At 66.7% G+C, this 15,983-nt stretch carries 17 protein-coding genes; 10 read left to right on the top strand and 7 right to left on the bottom strand.

Annotation, left to right across the window (positions count from 1 at the left end; translation table 11 throughout):
- Window positions 1-16 precede the first annotated feature (16 nt).
- Complete coding sequence (locus N0K08_RS08070; protein WP_261499614.1) at window positions 17-1,498, top strand: SulP family inorganic anion transporter; 1,482 nt, start codon at window positions 17-19, stop codon at window positions 1,496-1,498.
- Here N0K08_RS08070 and N0K08_RS08065 read toward each other — a convergent pair.
- The 7 genes from N0K08_RS08065 to apaG all read right to left on the bottom strand — a co-directional run bounded on the left by N0K08_RS08065 (window position 1,495) and on the right by apaG (window position 8,686).
- Complete coding sequence (locus tag N0K08_RS08065; protein WP_261499612.1) at window positions 1,495-1,986, bottom strand: CinA family protein; 492 nt, start codon at window positions 1,984-1,986, stop codon at window positions 1,495-1,497. The genes N0K08_RS08070 and N0K08_RS08065 overlap by 4 nt on opposite strands.
- Window positions 1,987-1,993: 7 nt before the next feature.
- On the bottom strand, window positions 1,994-2,545 hold the full coding sequence (locus N0K08_RS08060) for a phosphatidylglycerophosphatase A family protein (RefSeq protein ID WP_261499611.1): 552 nt from the start codon (window positions 2,543-2,545) through the stop codon (window positions 1,994-1,996).
- Window positions 2,546-2,568: 23 nt separating this feature from the next.
- Entirely contained in the window at window positions 2,569-3,531 is a 963-nt protein-coding gene (gene thiL, locus N0K08_RS08055) for a thiamine-phosphate kinase (RefSeq protein WP_261499680.1), read from the bottom strand.
- 169 nt (window positions 3,532-3,700) lie between these two features.
- Window positions 3,701-4,822: a YbdK family carboxylate-amine ligase gene (locus N0K08_RS08050; protein ID WP_261499610.1), complete on the bottom strand. Its 1,122-nt coding sequence runs from the start codon at window positions 4,820-4,822 to the stop codon at window positions 3,701-3,703.
- Window positions 4,812-6,071, bottom strand: coding sequence for a cation:proton antiporter (locus N0K08_RS08045; protein ID WP_261499609.1), 1,260 nt, complete (start codon window positions 6,069-6,071; stop codon window positions 4,812-4,814). Before N0K08_RS08045 ends, N0K08_RS08050 begins: the two co-directional genes overlap by 11 nt.
- 245 nt (window positions 6,072-6,316) lie before the next feature.
- Window positions 6,317-8,278 (bottom strand): site-specific recombinase, encoded by a 1,962-nt coding sequence (locus tag N0K08_RS08040; protein ID WP_261499608.1) that lies wholly within the window; start codon window positions 8,276-8,278, stop codon window positions 6,317-6,319.
- Window positions 8,279-8,686 (bottom strand): Co2+/Mg2+ efflux protein ApaG, encoded by a 408-nt coding sequence (gene apaG / locus N0K08_RS08035; RefSeq protein WP_261499607.1) that lies wholly within the window; start codon window positions 8,684-8,686, stop codon window positions 8,279-8,281.
- A gap of 29 nt (window positions 8,687-8,715) precedes the next feature.
- Here apaG and rpe point away from each other — a divergent pair, with 29 nt between their 5' ends.
- The 9 genes from rpe to N0K08_RS07990 all read left to right on the top strand — a co-directional run bounded on the left by rpe (window position 8,716) and on the right by N0K08_RS07990 (window position 15,835).
- The gene (gene rpe, locus N0K08_RS08030) at window positions 8,716-9,396 is read left to right on the top strand and encodes a ribulose-phosphate 3-epimerase (protein WP_261499606.1); all 681 of its coding nucleotides are present in this window, start codon (window positions 8,716-8,718) and stop codon (window positions 9,394-9,396) included.
- Between the two features lie 72 nt (window positions 9,397-9,468).
- Window positions 9,469-10,170 (top strand): phosphoglycolate phosphatase, encoded by a 702-nt coding sequence (locus N0K08_RS08025; protein ID WP_261499605.1) that lies wholly within the window; start codon window positions 9,469-9,471, stop codon window positions 10,168-10,170.
- 243 nt (window positions 10,171-10,413) lie between these two features.
- A complete protein-coding gene (gene trpE, locus N0K08_RS08020) occupies window positions 10,414-11,913 on the top strand; it encodes an anthranilate synthase component I (protein WP_261499604.1) in 1,500 nt (499 codons plus the stop codon).
- The gene (locus N0K08_RS08015) at window positions 11,910-12,251 is read left to right on the top strand and encodes a chorismate mutase (RefSeq protein ID WP_261499603.1); all 342 of its coding nucleotides are present in this window, start codon (window positions 11,910-11,912) and stop codon (window positions 12,249-12,251) included. The genes trpE and N0K08_RS08015 overlap by 4 nt, the downstream gene beginning before the upstream one ends.
- A gap of 4 nt (window positions 12,252-12,255) precedes the next feature.
- Entirely contained in the window at window positions 12,256-12,840 is a 585-nt protein-coding gene (locus N0K08_RS08010) for an anthranilate synthase component II (RefSeq protein WP_261499602.1), read from the top strand.
- Between the two features lie 75 nt (window positions 12,841-12,915).
- Window positions 12,916-13,956 (top strand): anthranilate phosphoribosyltransferase, encoded by a 1,041-nt coding sequence (gene trpD, locus N0K08_RS08005; RefSeq protein ID WP_261499601.1) that lies wholly within the window; start codon window positions 12,916-12,918, stop codon window positions 13,954-13,956.
- Window positions 13,953-14,096, top strand: a complete 144-nt coding sequence (locus N0K08_RS08000; RefSeq protein WP_261499600.1) for a hypothetical protein — start codon at window positions 13,953-13,955, stop codon at window positions 14,094-14,096. Before trpD ends, N0K08_RS08000 begins: the two co-directional genes overlap by 4 nt.
- A gap of 30 nt (window positions 14,097-14,126) precedes the next feature.
- On the top strand, window positions 14,127-14,927 hold the full coding sequence (gene trpC / locus N0K08_RS07995; protein ID WP_261499599.1) for an indole-3-glycerol phosphate synthase TrpC: 801 nt from the start codon (window positions 14,127-14,129) through the stop codon (window positions 14,925-14,927).
- Between the two features lie 173 nt (window positions 14,928-15,100).
- Complete coding sequence (locus N0K08_RS07990) at window positions 15,101-15,835, top strand: uracil-DNA glycosylase (protein WP_261499598.1); 735 nt, start codon at window positions 15,101-15,103, stop codon at window positions 15,833-15,835.
- Window positions 15,836-15,983 lie beyond the last annotated feature (148 nt).

The following is a 15,983-nucleotide window of genomic DNA, read 5'->3' as shown; positions in this document are numbered from 1 at the left end:
GTGCGCCTTGATCGTTATGGCCACCCCTTTTCTTTCCCGCCTGCGTGCCGAATGGGCGCCCAGCATTCCGCGTGAGCTGCTGGCCGGCGCTGTTGCCACGTTTGCGCTGATTCCCGAAGTCATTGCCTTTTCGTTTGTGGCGGGCGTGGATCCGGCCGTGGGGCTGTACGCCTCGTTCGTGATCAGCATCGTGATCGCCTTCGCGGGCGCGCGCCCGGCCATGATTTCAGCCGCGGCCGGTTCGGTGGCGCTGGTGGCTGCGCCGCTGGTGCAGTCGCACGGCCTGCCCTATCTGCTGGCCGCGGGATTGCTCGCGGGCGTGGTGCAAGTCATTTTCGGCTGGCTGCGCATGGGCTTGCTGGTGCGCTTTGTCTCGAGTTCAGTGCGCACCGGCTTCGTCAACGCGCTGGCGATTCTGATCTTCAGCGCGCAGCTGCCCCATCTGCGGGACGCGAATGCGGCCGGCTGGGGGCTGCTGGCGCTGGGCCTGGCGCTGATCTACGGCCTGCCCTGGCTGGCGCGCCGTCTGGGCTGGACGGCGCTGGCCGCCATTCCTTCGCCGCTGATCTGCGTGCTGGTGTTGACGCTGCTGGCCACGGGCCTGGGCCTGCCGGTGGCGACCGTGGCCGATCTGGGCCATCTGCCCGATGCGCTGCCCTCATTCGGCCTGCCCGAAGTGCCGCTGGCCTGGGAGACGCTGCGCATCATCTTGCTGCCCGCGATCGCGATTGCCATGGTGGGCCTGCTCGAATCCGTGCTGACGGCCGCGGTCATCGACGAGATGACCGACACGCCCAGTGACAAGAGCCGAGAATGCACGGGCCTGGGCCTGGCGAATCTGGCGGCGAGCTGCTTTGGCGGCATCGCCGGCTGCGGCATGATAGGCCAGGCCGTGGGCAATGTGACCTACGGCGGGCGCGGCCGGCTGTCGACGCTGTTTGCCGGCGTGTTCCTGCTGGTGCTGATCGTGCTGCTCAAGCCCTGGGTGGCGCTGGTGCCGGTCGTCGCCTTGGTGGCCATCATGGTCACGGTGTCGGTGGCGACGTTCCACTGGGGCAGTCTGGGAGAGATCGCGCGCCATCCCAAGACATCGACGACGGTGATGCTGGCCACGGTGGTGCTGACCCTGCTGACCCACAACCTGGCCCTGGGCGTGGCCGTGGGCGTGCTGCTCAGCGGCGTGTTCTTCATGGCCAAGGTGTCGCAACTGCTGCAGGTGCGCTGCGTGGATGACGAGCTGACCCGCACGCGGACCTGGACCGTCACCGGCCAGGTGTTCTTCGCTTCGGCCGATGCCTTGGTCGACGCTTTCGATGTGCGCGGCGCCGAAGGCCGGCAGGTGCGCATCGACGTCAGCGGTGCGCAGCTGTGGGACATCACGGCCGTGGCGGCGCTGGAAAAAGTGGTGCAACGGCTGCAGCGCCATGGCTGCACCGTCGAGGTCACGGGCTTGACGCCCGGCAGCCAGCAGCTGATGGAGAGGGTGGGGCGTTCTTAAGCGCTGGCGGCGCTCAGGCGCTGCAGCAGCCCCGCCAGCGCATGCTGCAGCGTGGCCTGGCGCACGGCGGCGCGGTCGCCAGGCAGCTGCAGGCATTCGGCATCCGCTTGCCCGTTGACGTTCCAGCCAAACCACACCGTGCCCACGGGCTTGGCGGGAGAGCCGCCGCCGGGTCCGGCCACGCCGGTCACGGACAGGCTGCACTGGGCCCGTGAGTGCGCCACCGCACCCAGAGACATGGCCAGGGCCACGGCTTCGCTGACAGCGCCATGGGTGGCGATCAGCGCGGCGTCCACGCCCAGCATCTCGGTCTTGGCCTGGTTGGAATAGCTGACAAAGCCGCGCTCGAACCAGTCGCTCGATCCCGCAAGGTCGGTGCAGGCGCCGGCGATCAAGCCACCGGTGCAGCTTTCGGCCGTGGCCATGAGCCAGCCGCGTTGGCGCAGCGCTGCGGACAGGGCGGTGACGAGTGCGGAGGTGTCGTGCATGGGGAATTCAGAAGAAGAAATGCCGCCACAGGGCGATGGTCAGCAGGGTGCAACCGGCCGCGATCAGGTCGTCGAACATGATGCCCAGGCCACCGCGCCAGCCAAAGCCTTTGAACAGCTGGTCGGCCCAGCGCACGGGCTGGGGCTTGACGGCATCGAAGAAGCGAAACAGCGCAAACGCGATCAACTGGCCCCATACGCCCATGGGCATGGCCAGCCACAGTACCAGCCAGATGGCGACCACTTCGTCCCAGACGATGTGGCCCGGGTCGGCGATGCGCATGTGCTGCGCGGTGACCGTGCAGGCCCACCAGCCCAGCAGGGCGGCAAAAGCGATGGCCCAGCCTATCTGCGACGAGGTGAGCCAATGCTGCAGCAGCAAGAAGCTGAGCCAGCCCCAGAGGCTGCCGACGGTGCCCGGCGCCACACGGCCCAGTCCCGAGCCCTGGCCCAGCGCGATGAAATGGGCCGGGTGGGCCATCATGAATTGCAGGCTGGGGCGGTAGGGCGCGGGCGGTGCGCTGGCGGGACGGCGGGGCGAGGCGAAAGGAAAGGGCATGGAGGAATTCTAGGGCCGGATGTTTAGGCGGAGAAATGATCGAACGAAGCGAAGCGCGCAAGCAGTTCCTCGCCATCGGCGCCGAGCAGGCGCAGGCCCGACTGGGCTTGCACGCTGCCGATGCGCGTGACCGGCGTGGCGCTGGCCTGGGCGGCGGCGGCCACCTGGGCGCGCAAGGCGGGCGCGGCCGTGAAGCACAGCTCATAGTCGTCGCCGCCGGCCAGCGTGCATTTGCGCACCAGGGCCTGGTCCAGCGGCAGGCGGGCCGCGGCGGCCAGCAGCGGGCTGGTCAGCCGGGTGTCTATGCAGGCGCCCACGCCCGATTGCGTGAGGATGTGGCCCAGGTCGCCCAGCAGGCCGTCGCTGAGGTCGAGCGCGCTGCTGGCGATGCCGCGCAAGGCAAGGCCCAGGGCCACGCGCGGGCTGGGTGCCTCCAGTCGCTGGCGGGTGGCGGCCAGCACGTCCGCGGGCAGCTGCAGCCGGCCCTGCAGGGCTTCGAGCGCCAGCCGGGCATCGCCCAGGCTGCCGCTGACGTAGATGTCGTCACCGGCCTGGGCACCGCTGCGCAGCAAGGCCTGGCCCGCAGGCACTTCGCCGAAGACGGTGATGCAGATGTTCAACGGGCCTTGCGTGGTGTCACCGCCTATGAGTTCGCACTGGTGCGCGTCGGCCAGCGCCAGCAGCCCTTGGGCGAACGCGCCCACCCAGGCCGTATCGGCGCGCGGCAGCGACAAGGCCAGCGTGAACGCCAGCGGCCGGGCGCCGCAGGCCGCGAGATCGCTGAGGTTCACGGCCAGCGCCTTGTGGCCCAGCAGGCGTGGGTCCACATCGGCAAAGAAGTGCCGGCCTTCGACCAGCATGTCGCTGGAAATCGCCAGCTGCATGCCAGGCGCGGGTGCCAGCAGCGCGCAGTCGTCGCCCACGCCCAAAGCAGCGCGGCGCACGGGGCGCGTGAAAAAAGTGCGGATCAGGTCGAATTCACCCATGGTCATTTTTCAGGTCTCAGTGATTCAGGATGATCGCACTACTCACGGTCCATGAAACCGGCGCGCCCCAGCCCAGGGGCACCGAGCAAGGGCCGCCCCGCAGCGACGGTGCCGTCCCCCTCCACCGCAGGATGAGAGGGGGAAGAGGCGAAGCCTCTCAGGGGGTGCTTCATATACCCCCACGAAAGCGCTGCGCCGCCTGGCGGCTGACTTCGGCCAGCAACTGTTCTTCGCGCTGGCATTCGCGCAGCCAGCGGGCGTCGTTCAGGCCCGTGGCCACATCGGCGCGCAGCAGGTGCAGCGAGGGCGCTGCGCCCTGGCGCGCGGCGTGTTCGGCGATCTGGTCCATGGTCTTGAGAATGTGCTCGGCCAACGGCATGTGCTGGCCGCTGGCCGGGTCCACATAGACCGCATCCAGGCCGAAACGGCAGGCCTGGAAGCGGTTGTAGGTGTAGACCAGATAGTCGTCTTCGCTGGGCGTGAACGGCTGGGTGTCGAGAAACCAGGCCGCCAGCGACTGCACGTAGCCGGCCAGCGCGGCCGCGCGCTCTATGGTCAGCGGGGTGTCGAAGACGCGGATTTCTATGGTGCCGAATTCGGGCTTGGGGCGGATGTCCCAGTAGAAATCCTTCATGCTCTTGACCACGCCGGTGGCGGTCATCTTGTCGAAGTAGTGCTCGAATTCGCCCCAGGTCAGCACGCAGGGCGCACGCCCCGACAGTGGAAAGGCGAACACCGAATTCAGCCGCGCCGAATCGAAGGCCGTGTCCTGGCCTTGCACATAGGGGCTGGACGCCGACAGGGCGATGAAGTGCGGGATATAGCGCGACATGCGGTGCAGCATCAGCAGGGCTGCGTCGGCATCGGGGCAGCCGATGTGCACATGCTGGCCGAAGATGGTGAACTGCTGGGCCAGGTAGCCGTAGAGGTCGGACAGCTCGCGAAAACGCGGCTTGTCGTAGATGCGCTGCTCGTGCCATTTCTGGAACGGGTGGGTGCCGCCGCCGGCGATGGCAATGTTGAGTTTGTCGGCGTTCTTGACCAGGGCGTCGCGGATGGGCGTGAGCTGACCCAGCACTTCGGACGCCGAGTGGCAGATGGCGGTGGAGATCTCGATCATGCTGCTGGTCATCTCGGGCACCACGCTGCCGGGCAGCGGGGTCTTGGCCATCAGGCGCAGCATGTCTTCGGCGTAGGGCGCCAGATCGTAGTCGTGCGTGTTGAGCAGTTGCAGCTCGAGTTCCACGCCCAGCGTCAGCGGCTCGGAATGGTGGAAAGCTTCAAGTCCCATGGTGGTCTCCTGTGCTCGTCTCGGGGGTCTCGGGCCGCAAAGGCTTGGAGCTTTCCCCGGCGCGGTAAAAGGCCAGGCTGGCCACCACGGCGCCCAGCAATTCCATCAGCAGGATCATGGGCAGGGCCACGCGCGCAATCATCTCGCCGGTGGCAGGTGCGGCGGACACGAACTGCGAGGCGATCAGCAGGGCCACCGACGACATCGGTGCCATCGCGCAGCTGACCCACATGGCCTGGCGCCAGCTCGCGCCGCTGCCCACATTGCCCAGGCCCACGCCTATGGCCTTGGCCAGCAGCCGCACCACGATCACCGCCAGCACCACACCGGCCAGCGGCAGGCTCCAGTCGGCCTGCGCGGCCACGGTGGAGACCAGCACGAACATCATGATGGTCAGCAGGGACGAGGCCGTGCCCAGCTGCCGCGGCCAGGCCCAGGGGCGGGGATGCAGGTGCTTGAGCAGCATGCCGCCCAGCAGCGCGGCCAGCGGCGCCGAGCCACCCAGGTGGGCGGCGACGGCCGTGCCGGCGGCGATCAGGGCCAGCACCAGGATGGACGTGTTTTCGCTGGTCGGGCTCATGAAGCGCAGGGCCAGCCGCATCAGCAGCGACAGCACGGCGCCGACCACGATGGACACGCCCAGCACCACGATCACGGCGGAGCTGCTGTCCAGCAGCGTCTGGGCGGGGCGGTGAAAGACTTCGGCGTTGGCGCTGCCCAGCGTCAGCGCGTACAGCGTCGACAGGGTGGCCAGCACCATGGCGCGGTCGGTCACGGCGCCCGAGGCGCGCATGTCGGTGATCACGCGCGACAGCACCAGCGGCGAGGCGGCCATGGCCACCATGGCGATGGCGCCGGCGACATCGGCCGGCGTGTCCAGCCAGCGCAGCAGCCACAGCACGGAAAAATAGGTCAGCGCGGCTTCGGCAATGCTTTGCACCAGCACCATGGGGTTGTGGCGGAACCAGCGCAAAGGAATGCGGCCGCCGCATTCGAACAGCACCACGGAAACGCCCAGCTCCAGCAGGAACAGGCTGATGCCTTGCAGCGGCCAGGGCGCACCGCTGAAGCCGGCGAAGCCGATCACGGCGCCGACCGCGGAATAGCCGACCACCTTGGGCAGGCCCAGGTAACGCTGGCACAGTGAGCCGCCGATGGTGGCCAGGGCCAGCAGCAGCGACCATTGCAAGGTCACCAGGCCGGCGGACGGGCGCAGCCACTGCGACCAGAAGCCTGTGAAAACATCCATTGATTTTTTCTCCTTTCGGTCAGTGCCGTCGCCCGCCGCCGTGCTGGGGCCTGGCGGGAAACTGCTTGGCGACTCTACCGCGCTACCGCCTCAGGCCGTGCAGGACAAGTGCCCACGTAGTGGTACTGCCGGCAGAGTGCCCGAGAAGATCCACTCCCGCCGCCGCCGGGCCGCCCCAAGGCGGCGACGGCCCCCTCGGGGGGCAGCGCAGCTACGCGCAGCGAGCAAGCGTGGGGGCCACATTTCTATGGCTTGAAAAAGCTCAGCGGTGCCCGGCGCAGGCGTGCGCGTATGGCTCGGTAGATGCGGGTCCGGTCCACGCCGCTGACGTTGTGCGCGCGCAAGGCCAGGCGAAACGCCAGCAGGAAGCTGACGATCACATTGAGCGCGCCATTGAACGGCAGCATGGCCATGGCCCACCAGAATGCGCTGTTGTGCAGCACTTCCATGCCCAGGGTGGTGCTGGCCACGCCGATCTGACCGGCAGACAGCGTCACGTGGCGCACTTCCAGTCCCAGGCCGAAAAAGCTGGCGAAAGCCGGCACCAGGCCCAGCATCAGGCCCAGCGAAATATTGGCCGCAAAGCCCGAGATGTTCTTGCGCAGGAAGTGGCCCCAGCGGTCCGCGCGCTCATCGCCCAGAAAGCCCGTGATGCTGGGGTTGTAGCGGATCACCGACTCCATGCGCAGCAGCACAAAGGCGTTTTCCACCCAGCCCGCGATCAGGCTGCTGGCGAACAGCAGCACGCCGGTGAAGGCCGCGAACAGCACGGAAGGGCCCAGCAGGCTCAGGGAATCGAGCACCTGGTTGGCGTGCGCCACATCCAGCGGCGGGTGGCCAAAGGCCTGCAGGAACAGCCAGGACAGCCCCAGCGCGACCGGCAGCACCAGCAGCACGTTGCCCAGAATGGCCGCTACCTGGGAGCGCGTGAGATTGGCGACTTCGCTGACGAAGTCTTCCACCGCATCCTGGTCCTGCAAGTCCTTGAGTTTGGCGGCCATGGCCGGCGCCGTCATCGCGGGCTGCTTGGTGGCCACGGTGAAGTGCAGCATCTGGATCAGCACAAAGCTGAGCGCGTAATTGATGCCCGATATCAGTCCACTCCAGAACGCCGACAGGGCCAGTGCCGCAATGGCGAACTTGAGCAAGGTGGTCACGGCCATCACCGTGCCGCCGCCCGCGGCCTTGCCGACCATGGCGCGGTACTCGGATGCATTGCGCGTGATGTAGTGCTCGCCGGTCTCGGCGCTGCGCTCGGTCACCTTGGCGGCCAGCAGCGAGGAATTGGCGGAGAACAAGGCGCGTACGCTGCGCCGCTCCGCGGCCACGGTCACCAGGTGGGCGAGCAGCGGCGCGGCTTCGGCGGCCGGCCGGTCGGACGCGAGGCAGTCCAGCAGCCGGCGCACGCGCACGATGCGCTCGCGCAGCTGGCGCAGCCGGAACACCAGGCCGACGGAAATGCCTTCGGATTCGAAATGCGAATAGACCGTGGCCGTGGCCGCGCGGCAGGCGTCGAGCCGCTCGCGCAGGCGCTGCTCGGCGGCCTCCAGGCGATCGGGCGTGCGCAGCGCGAGCAGGACTTCGACGCGCAGGTTTTCCACGTCGTGGATCAGCGCATGGAAGGGCTGGGAGTCGCGCGCGCTTTCGCTCATGCGCAGGCGCAACTCGGGCGAAAAGCCCGTGGACAGGATCTGGCCGGCGCAATAGGTGATGGCGCTGAGCAGCGTCTGCTGCCAGTACGAGGGACCGTCCTGGGGCGGGGACACCAGCTCCCGCAGGCGCAGCAGCAGTGCGCTGTCCAGCGCGTTGAGCCAGCGGGCGTCGAATTCGTCGGGCAGCGCCAGCATGAACAGCTCGGACGCGTCTATGGTCTCGGGGCTCGACGGCAGCAGCTTGTAGCGCAGGCGTACGTTCAGCTCGCTGAAAAATGCCGTGCGTGGCGCGAAGCCAAAGTCGGCCAGCAAGGTGGTGAGATCCACGGTTTCGATGAAGCGCGCCCACCAGGCCTGCATGCGGGCCAGGGCGTCGGGGTCGGCTTCCAGCGCATCAAGGAACTGGCGCACGCGGGCCACGGCTTCGTCGGTCGAGGGGGCGGGTGCGCGCACCCACTGAAGCATGTGAATCAGCCAGAGATGGCGGTGGGCCAGATCGGCCTGGGGGTCGAGCTCGACCAGAAGGCGGGGAAGATCGTAAACGCTTCGCTTCATTCAGTGCAGTATGCGGTCGCTCAAGGGGCGGGAACTGGCACCGGGCTCGAATGCTTCGAGCACGAACAAGGGGATGGGGGCGGTAAAGGATTCGCCCTGCTCGTTCACGCACAGGTAGCTGCCGTGCATGGTGCCGCTGGGGGTGCGCAGCTGGCAGCCGCTGCTGTACTGGAAGGCTTCGCCGGGCTGGAGCAGCGGCTGGTGGCCGATGACGCCCAGTCCCTTCACTTCCTCGGTATGGCCGTTGCTGTCACTGATGATCCAGTGGCGGGCAATCAACTGCGCGGGCGCGTGGCCCGCGTTGGTGACGGTGATGGTGTATGCAAAGCGGAATACGCCAGCTTCCGGAGCAGACTGCTCCGCAAGGTATTCGGGCTGCACTTCAATCTGAAAGTCGTTGGTCGGCATGGTGCAATACTAACTGCGACAATTGACAAATGAGCCGCACCTTCCGTATCGCCCCCTCGATTCTGTCCGCCGACTTCGCCTGCCTGGGTGACGAAGTCCGCAGCGTCATAGCTGCCGGAGCAGACTGGATCCACTTCGACGTCATGGACAACCATTACGTTCCCAACCTGACTTTCGGCCCCATGATCTGTGAGGCTTTGAAGCCCCACGCCAAGACCGCCGAAGGCGTCGCCGTCCCCATCGACGTGCACCTGATGGTGCAGCCCGTCGATGCCCTGGCCCAGGCTTTCGCCCAGGCCGGCGCCGACTACATCAGCTTCCACCCCGATGCGTCCACCCATGTGCACCGCAGCGTGCAGGCGATCAAGTCCCACGGCTGCAAGGCCGGCCTGGTGTTCAATCCCGGGTCTTCGCTCGAAGTGCTGGACTGGATGATCGACGACATCGACCTGATTCTGTTGATGAGCGTCAACCCCGGTTTCGGCGGCCAGAGCTTCATCGACAGCACCTTCCGCAAGATCGAAGAAGCGCGCAAGCGCATCGAAGCTTCCGGCAAGGACATCCGCCTGGAAGTCGACGGCGGCATCAAGGGCGAGAACATCCGCCGCGTCGCCGACGCCGGTGCCGATACCTTTGTCGCCGGCAGCGCCATTTTCGGCAAGCCCGACTACAGCGCCGTGATAGCCAAGATGCGCGCTGAACTGGCCTGATCGCTGACGGCCCCTGCGCCGAGCCCGGCGGTTGGCGATAATTGCCGACCGCCATTTTTTTGCCGCCACACCATGCATTTGCGCCACTCTGCTCTTCGCTCCTTTGATTTCGACGCCGCCATCGTGGATCTGGACGGCACCATGGTCGACACGCTGGGCGACTTCAGCGCAGCGCTCAACGGCATGCTCGCCGACCTGCAACTGCCGGCCATCACCGTCCAGGCGATAGAGAACATGGTCGGCAAGGGCTCGGAGCATCTGATCCGTAGCGTGCTGGCGCATGTCAAGGTGTCCGATATCGAAGGCGTCTATCCCCAGGCCTGGGAGCGTTACCAGCACCACTACCTGGCCATCAACGGCCAGTATGCCCAGGTCTATGACGGCGTGCGCGAAGGTCTCGAAGCCTTGCGCGCCCAGGGCCTGCGCCTGGCCTGCCTGACCAACAAGCCGCTGGCCTTTGCCCAGCCGCTGCTGGCTGCCAAGGGCCTGGACGGGCTCTTCGAGAAGGTGTTCGGCGGCGACTCGTTCGAGCGCAAGAAACCCGATCCATTGCCCCTGCTCAAGACCTGCGAAGCGCTGGGCACGGCGCCAGCGCGCACGCTGATGATTGGCGACTCGAGCAACGACGCCCGGGCCGCGCGTGCCGCGGGCTGCCCCGTGGTGCTGGTCAGCTACGGCTACAACCACGGCGAGCCGGTGCAGGCCGTCGATGCCGACGCCTGCATCGCCAGTCTGCAGGAATTGACGGCTGCGCCGGCCTTCTTGCACGCCTGAAGACCCCAGGCCCAACAATCGTTTGCTACACTTTGGGCCATGTTCATTCACCGCACGTTCATTGCAGGTTGTAAAGACCGGGGAGCCTGGCCCTGGCGCAAGCCTACGCACTCGAACGTTTGATGGCACCTGGGGCACGACCCAGCGTGCACCCGTGGCCCTTATCGGGCCGTTAGATTGAACTGCGGCTGTCGTCGTTTCCCACGGAAACCGCCTGCCGCCCCCGAGCTGGGAGCTCTGTCTGTGATCACAGAACTGGAATTCAAAAGCCTTGCCGCGCAAGGCTTCAACCGCATCCCCCTGATGGTCGAGGCCTTTGCCGACCTCGAAACCCCGCTGTCGCTGTACCTCAAGCTGGCCCACGCCCAGGGCGACGGCAAGTACAGCTTTCTGCTGGAATCCGTGGTCGGCGGCGAACGCTTCGGCCGCTACAGCTTCATCGGCCTGCCCGCGCGCAGCCTGTTGCGCGCCAGCGGCTTTGGCGACGCCGCCACCACCGAAGTGGTGACCGACGGCAAGGTGGTCGAAACCCATGGCGGCAATCCACTGGACTTCATCGCCGCCTACCAGCAGCGCTTCAAAGTGGCGCTCACGCCGGGCATGCCGCGGTTTTGCGGCGGCCTGGCCGGCTATTTCGGCTACGACGCCGTGCGCTACATCGAGAAGAAACTCGAGAACTCCTGCCCGCCCGACGACCTGGGCTGCCCCGACATCCTGCTGCTGCAGTGCGAGGAAGTCGCGGTCATCGACAACCTGTCGGGCAAGCTGTATTTGATCGTCTACGCCGACCCGGCCCAGCCCGAAGCCTATTCGCGCGGCAAGAAGCGCCTGCGCGAACTCAAGGAGCAGCTGCGCTACTCGGTGAGCGCGCCCCAGCTCAAGGCCAGCGAAAGCCACCCGGCCCAGCGCAGCTTTGCCAAGGCCGACTACATCGCCGCCGTGGAGCAGGCCAAGGAAATGATTGCTGCCGGCGATTTCATGCAGGTCCAGGTGGGCCAGCGCATCCACAAGCGCTACACGCAGAGCCCGCTGAGCCTGTACCGCGCGCTGCGCTCGCTCAATCCCAGCCCCTACATGTACTACTACCACTTTGGAGATTTCCATGTGGTGGGGGCCAGCCCGGAAATCCTGGTGCGCCAGGAAAAGACGCCCGAAGGCCAGAAGATCACCATCCGCCCGCTGGCCGGCACGCGCCCGCGCGGCGCCACGCCCGAGGCCGACAAGGCCACGGAAGTCGAGCTGATCAACGACCCCAAGGAACGTGCCGAGCACGTGATGCTGATCGATCTGGCGCGCAACGACATCGGCCGCATCGCGCGCACCGGCAGCGTGAAAGTCACCGAAGCGTTCTCGGTGGAGCGCTACAGCCATGTGATGCACATCGTCAGCAATGTCGAAGGCCTGCTCAATGACGGCATGACCAGCATGGACGTGCTCAAGGCGACGTTCCCCGCGGGCACGCTGACCGGCGCGCCCAAGGTGCATGCGATGGAAATCATCGACCAGCTCGAACCCGTCAAGCGCGGCATCTACGGCGGCGCCTGCGGCTACCTGAGCTTTGCCGGCGACATGGACGTGGCGATCGCGATCCGCACCGGCGTGATCAAGGACGGCGTGCTGTACGTGCAGGCCGCGGCCGGCGTGGTGGCCGACTCCATTCCCGAGATGGAATGGCGCGAAACCGAACACAAGGCGCGGGCCCTGCTGCGTGCCGCTGAACTGGTAGAGGAAGGACTGGAATGAGCCGCGCAATCGACAAGGTGCCCCACTGCACCACCATGGAGGAAGTGCGCCAGGGCGTGAACGCCCTCGACGACATCCTCGTGCCGCTGCTGGTGACGCGCAGCGGCTTCATGACCCAGGCGGCGCGCGTGAAGAACGACCCGCAGCGGGTGCGCGACGAAGACCGCATCCAGACCATCGTCGACCGCGTGCGCGAACAGGCCGCGGCCGAGGGCGGCAGCCCCGAGCTGATGGAGCAGCTGTACCGCGCGATGATGGAGCTGTTCATCGCCTACGAACACCAGGAACTGGCGCGCCTGCGCGCCGCCGGCCTGACCCCGAAGACCGACAAGGAGTGATGCCATGAAACTCCTGATGATCGACAACTACGACAGCTTCACCTACAACATCGTCCAGTACTTTGGCGAGTTGGGTGCCGACGTCAGCGTGGTGCGCAACGACGAGATCACGCTCGAGGAACTCGCGCAACGCATGCAGGCCCAAGGCATAGAGCGGCTGGTGATTTCGCCCGGTCCCTGTTCGCCGGCCGAAGCCGGAATTTCCGTCGCCGCCATCCAGCACTTCGCGGGCAAGCTGCCCATTCTGGGGGTCTGCCTGGGCCACCAGAGCATTGGCGCGGCGATGGGCGGGCGCATCATCCGCGCCCAGCAGCAAATGCACGGCAAGACCAGCGTGATCACCACCACCCAGACGGGGGTGTTCGCCGATCTGCCCCGGCAGTTCACGGTCAACCGCTACCACTCGCTGGTCATAGAGCGCGCCAGCCTGCCCGAGGTGCTGGAAATCACCGCCACCAGCGAAGACGGTGAAATCCAGGGCGTGCGCCACCGCGAGTTGCCCATCCAGGGCGTGCAATTCCACCCGGAAAGCATTCTGACCGAGCACGGCCACGCCATGCTGCGCAACTTCCTGGAACAAAAAGCCTAAGCCTTGTGAGCCCCGCACCGGCAGGCCCCGTCCTGCCGGTCTGCGCCGCTTGCGCCACCCCTTTTCAAAGCTCCCATGACACAGATCACCCCCCAGGAAGCGCTGCAGCGCACCATCGAGCACCGCGAAATCTTTCACGACGAAATGCTGCACCTGATGCGCATGATCATGGGCGGCGAGATGTCGCCCGTGATGACGGCGGCCATCGTCACCGGCCTGCGCGTGAAGAAGGAAACCATTGGCGAAATCACGGCCGCGGCCCAGGTCATGCGCGAGTTTTCGCTGCGCGTGCCGGTGGCCGACACCACCCATCTGGTGGACATCGTCGGCACGGGCGGCGACGGCGCCAACACCTTCAATATCTCGACCTGCTCGATCTTCGTCATCGCCGCGGGCGGCGGCAAGGTCAGCAAGCATGGCGGGCGCAGCGTCTCTAGCAAGAGCGGCAGCGCCGACGCGATGGAAGCCCTGGGCGTCAACCTCAACCTGTCGCCCGAAGCCATTGCCGAGTGCATTGCCGACGTCGGCATCGGTTTCATGTTCGCGCCCAACCACCACCCGGCGATGAAGAACGTCGCCGCCGTGCGCAAGGAGCTGGGCGTGCGCACCATCTTCAACATCCTGGGCCCGCTCACCAACCCGGCCAGCGCGCCCAACATCCTCATGGGCGTGTTCCATGAAGACCTGGTGGGCATACAGGTGCGGGCATTGCAACGCCTGGGCGCGGAGCACGCGCTGGTGGTCTACGGCCGCGACGGCCTGGACGAAATCAGCCTGGGCGCGGGCACGCTGGTCGGCGAGCTCAAGAACGGCGCCGTGCAAGAGTACGAAATCCATCCCGAAGACTTCGGCCTGCAGATGGCCAGCACGCGCTCGCTGAAGGTGGACAATCCCGAGCAATCCAAAGCCATGCTGTTGGAAGTGCTGCAAGGTGCCAAAGGCCCGGCGCGCGATATCGTCTGCCTGAACGCGGGCGCGGCCCTGTATGCGGCGAACGTGGTGCCCAGCATCGCCGCCGGCCTGCTGCGCGCGCAGCAGGTGATCGACAGCGGCGCGGCGCTGGCCAAGCTGCAGCAGCTGGTGCTGAAGTCGCAGGCCCTGAGCGCCAAGGCATGAGCCTGCTCGATGCCCCGATCTGGCAGGACAGCGGCACCTGGATTGCCTTGGGTGTTTCGCTGCTGTTCCTGCTGATGGGGCTGGCCGTGCACCTGGTGATACGCCGCGTGCTGCGTGCCCCAGCGCCCGATGCGCCCTGAATTTTTTGAACCTGATACCGAAAGCTTCCCATGTCCGACATCCTGAACAAGATCGTGGCGGTCAAGCGCGAAGAACTCGCTGCTGCCCAAAAACGCATGCCGCTGGCCGACATGCGCCGCGATGCCGAAAGCCGCGTGCTGACGCGCGACTTCGAAGGCGCGCTGCGCGCGAAGATCGCCAAGGGCCAGGCGGCCGTGATCGCTGAAGTCAAGAAGGCCAGCCCGTCCAAGGGCGTGATCCGCGCCGATTTCATTCCCGCCGACATCGCCCAGAGCTATGCCGACGGCGACGGCAAGGTGAGCGCGGCCTGCCTGTCGGTGCTGACCGACAAGCAGTTCTTCCAGGGCAGCGTGGACTTCCTCAAGCAGGCCCGCGCCAGCTGCCTGCTGCCCGTGCTGCGCAAGGACTTTCTGATCGACCCCTACCAGGTCTACGAATCGCGCGCCATGGGCGCCGACTGCGTGCTGCTGATCGCGGCCTGCCTGGAAGACGGTCAGATGGCCGAAATGGAAGCCGTGGCGCGCAGCCTGGATATGGCCGTGCTGGTCGAAGTGCACGATGCGGCCGAACTCGAGCGCGCGCTGCGCCTCAAGACCGCGCTGCTGGGCATCAACAACCGCAATCTGCGCACCTTCGAAGTCAGCCTGCAGACCACGCTGGAGCTGCAAAAGCAGGTGCCGGCCGACAAGCTGCTGGTCACCGAGTCGGGCATTCTGACCCCTGCCGACGTGAAGCTGCTGCGCGGCGCTGGCGTGAATGCTTTCCTGGTCGGCGAAGCTTTCATGCGCGCCGATGATCCAGGCCTGGCGCTGGCCCAATTGTTTTCGTAACAGGAAGCACCCCCTGAGCGGCTGCGCCGCTTCCCCCTCTCATCCTGCGGTGGAGGGGGACGGCAGCCTCGCTGCGCGGCGGCGCTTGCTCGCTGCCCCTTTGCTGGGCCGCGCCAGTTGCCGAGGTTGCTGACGATGCGAGCACCAGGCATAACTAGACTTGAGGCCTTTGCATGCAGACAACGATGGACTTTGCCGACGCCTGCGAGCCGGCTTCTCAACTGTGCACGGCCAACCCGGCTGATTGGCCTGTCGCGTCCGGCTGGCAGCCGCTGGTCGACGATTTCTTTGCCAGCGCCAAAGGCCGGGAGCTGCTGTCCTTCCTGCAGGCCAGGATTGATGCGGGCGCGGTGATCTTTCCGCCCCAGCCGCTGCGCGCGTTGGAGCTCACGCCGCCCGAAGCCGTGCGCGTGGTCATCCTGGGTCAGGACCCGTACCACGGCCGCGGGCAGGCCGAAGGGCTGGCGTTCTCGGTCGCGCCCGGCGTGCGGCTGCCGCCGTCGCTGCGCAACATCTTCAAGGAAATGCAGCGCGACCCAGGCACGCCGCCGCCCGCCTGGCCCGTGCCTGGCGGCAGTCTGGTGGATTGGGCCCGCGAAGGCGTGCTGCTGCTCAATACCTGCCTCACGGTCGAGGAAGGCCAGGCCGCAAGCCACAGCCAGCGCGGCTGGGAGGCGCTGACCGATGCCGTCATCCGCCAGGTGGCCGAAGGCCCGCACCCTGTGGTGTTCATGCTCTGGGGCAACCATGCCCAGACCAAGCAGGCCTTGATTCCCGCGGACCGCGGCCATCTGGTACTGACCAGCAACCACCCTTCGCCCCTGTCGGCGCTGCGCCCGCCCCAGCCCTTCATCGGCAACGGGCACTTCGGCCTGGCGCAGGCCTTTCGCGCGAAACACGGCGGCTGACGGCTGGTCAGGAATTCATGGTGCGTAGGCAACACCCATAGCCTCTGCAACTGGCGCGCCTCAGCAGAGAGACACCGAGCAAGGGCCGCCCCGCAGCGAAGGTGTCGCCCCTAGCCGGGCGCCCCCCTCCACCGAAGGATGAGAGGGG

The organism is Acidovorax bellezanensis, from assembly GCF_025421555.1.
In the GTDB taxonomy this organism is placed as follows: Bacteria; Pseudomonadota; Gammaproteobacteria; order Burkholderiales; family Burkholderiaceae_C; genus Comamonas; species Comamonas bellezanensis.
This window is presented reverse-complemented; position numbering and strand designations above follow the sequence as displayed.

Coding starts and splice junctions, on each gene's coding strand:
- N0K08_RS08070 (WP_261499614.1), top strand. CDS start 17: ATGGCCACCCCTTTTCTTTCCCGCCTGCGTGCCGAATGGGCGCCCAGC.
- N0K08_RS08065 (WP_261499612.1), bottom strand. CDS start 1,986: ATGCACGACACCTCCGCACTCGTCACCGCCCTGTCCGCAGCGCTGCGC.
- N0K08_RS08060 (WP_261499611.1), bottom strand. CDS start 2,545: ATGCCCTTTCCTTTCGCCTCGCCCCGCCGTCCCGCCAGCGCACCGCCC.
- thiL (WP_261499680.1), bottom strand. CDS start 3,531: ATGGGTGAATTCGACCTGATCCGCACTTTTTTCACGCGCCCCGTGCGC.
- N0K08_RS08050 (WP_261499610.1), bottom strand. CDS start 4,822: ATGGGACTTGAAGCTTTCCACCATTCCGAGCCGCTGACGCTGGGCGTG.
- N0K08_RS08045 (WP_261499609.1), bottom strand. CDS start 6,071: ATGGATGTTTTCACAGGCTTCTGGTCGCAGTGGCTGCGCCCGTCCGCC.
- N0K08_RS08040 (WP_261499608.1), bottom strand. CDS start 8,278: ATGAAGCGAAGCGTTTACGATCTTCCCCGCCTTCTGGTCGAGCTCGAC.
- apaG (WP_261499607.1), bottom strand. CDS start 8,686: ATGCCGACCAACGACTTTCAGATTGAAGTGCAGCCCGAATACCTTGCG.
- rpe (WP_261499606.1), top strand. CDS start 8,716: ATGAGCCGCACCTTCCGTATCGCCCCCTCGATTCTGTCCGCCGACTTC.
- N0K08_RS08025 (WP_261499605.1), top strand. CDS start 9,469: ATGCATTTGCGCCACTCTGCTCTTCGCTCCTTTGATTTCGACGCCGCC.
- N0K08_RS08015 (WP_261499603.1), top strand. CDS start 11,910: ATGAGCCGCGCAATCGACAAGGTGCCCCACTGCACCACCATGGAGGAA.
- N0K08_RS08010 (WP_261499602.1), top strand. CDS start 12,256: ATGAAACTCCTGATGATCGACAACTACGACAGCTTCACCTACAACATC.
- trpD (WP_261499601.1), top strand. CDS start 12,916: ATGACACAGATCACCCCCCAGGAAGCGCTGCAGCGCACCATCGAGCAC.
- N0K08_RS08000 (WP_261499600.1), top strand. CDS start 13,953: ATGAGCCTGCTCGATGCCCCGATCTGGCAGGACAGCGGCACCTGGATT.
- trpC (WP_261499599.1), top strand. CDS start 14,127: ATGTCCGACATCCTGAACAAGATCGTGGCGGTCAAGCGCGAAGAACTC.
- N0K08_RS07990 (WP_261499598.1), top strand. CDS start 15,101: ATGCAGACAACGATGGACTTTGCCGACGCCTGCGAGCCGGCTTCTCAA.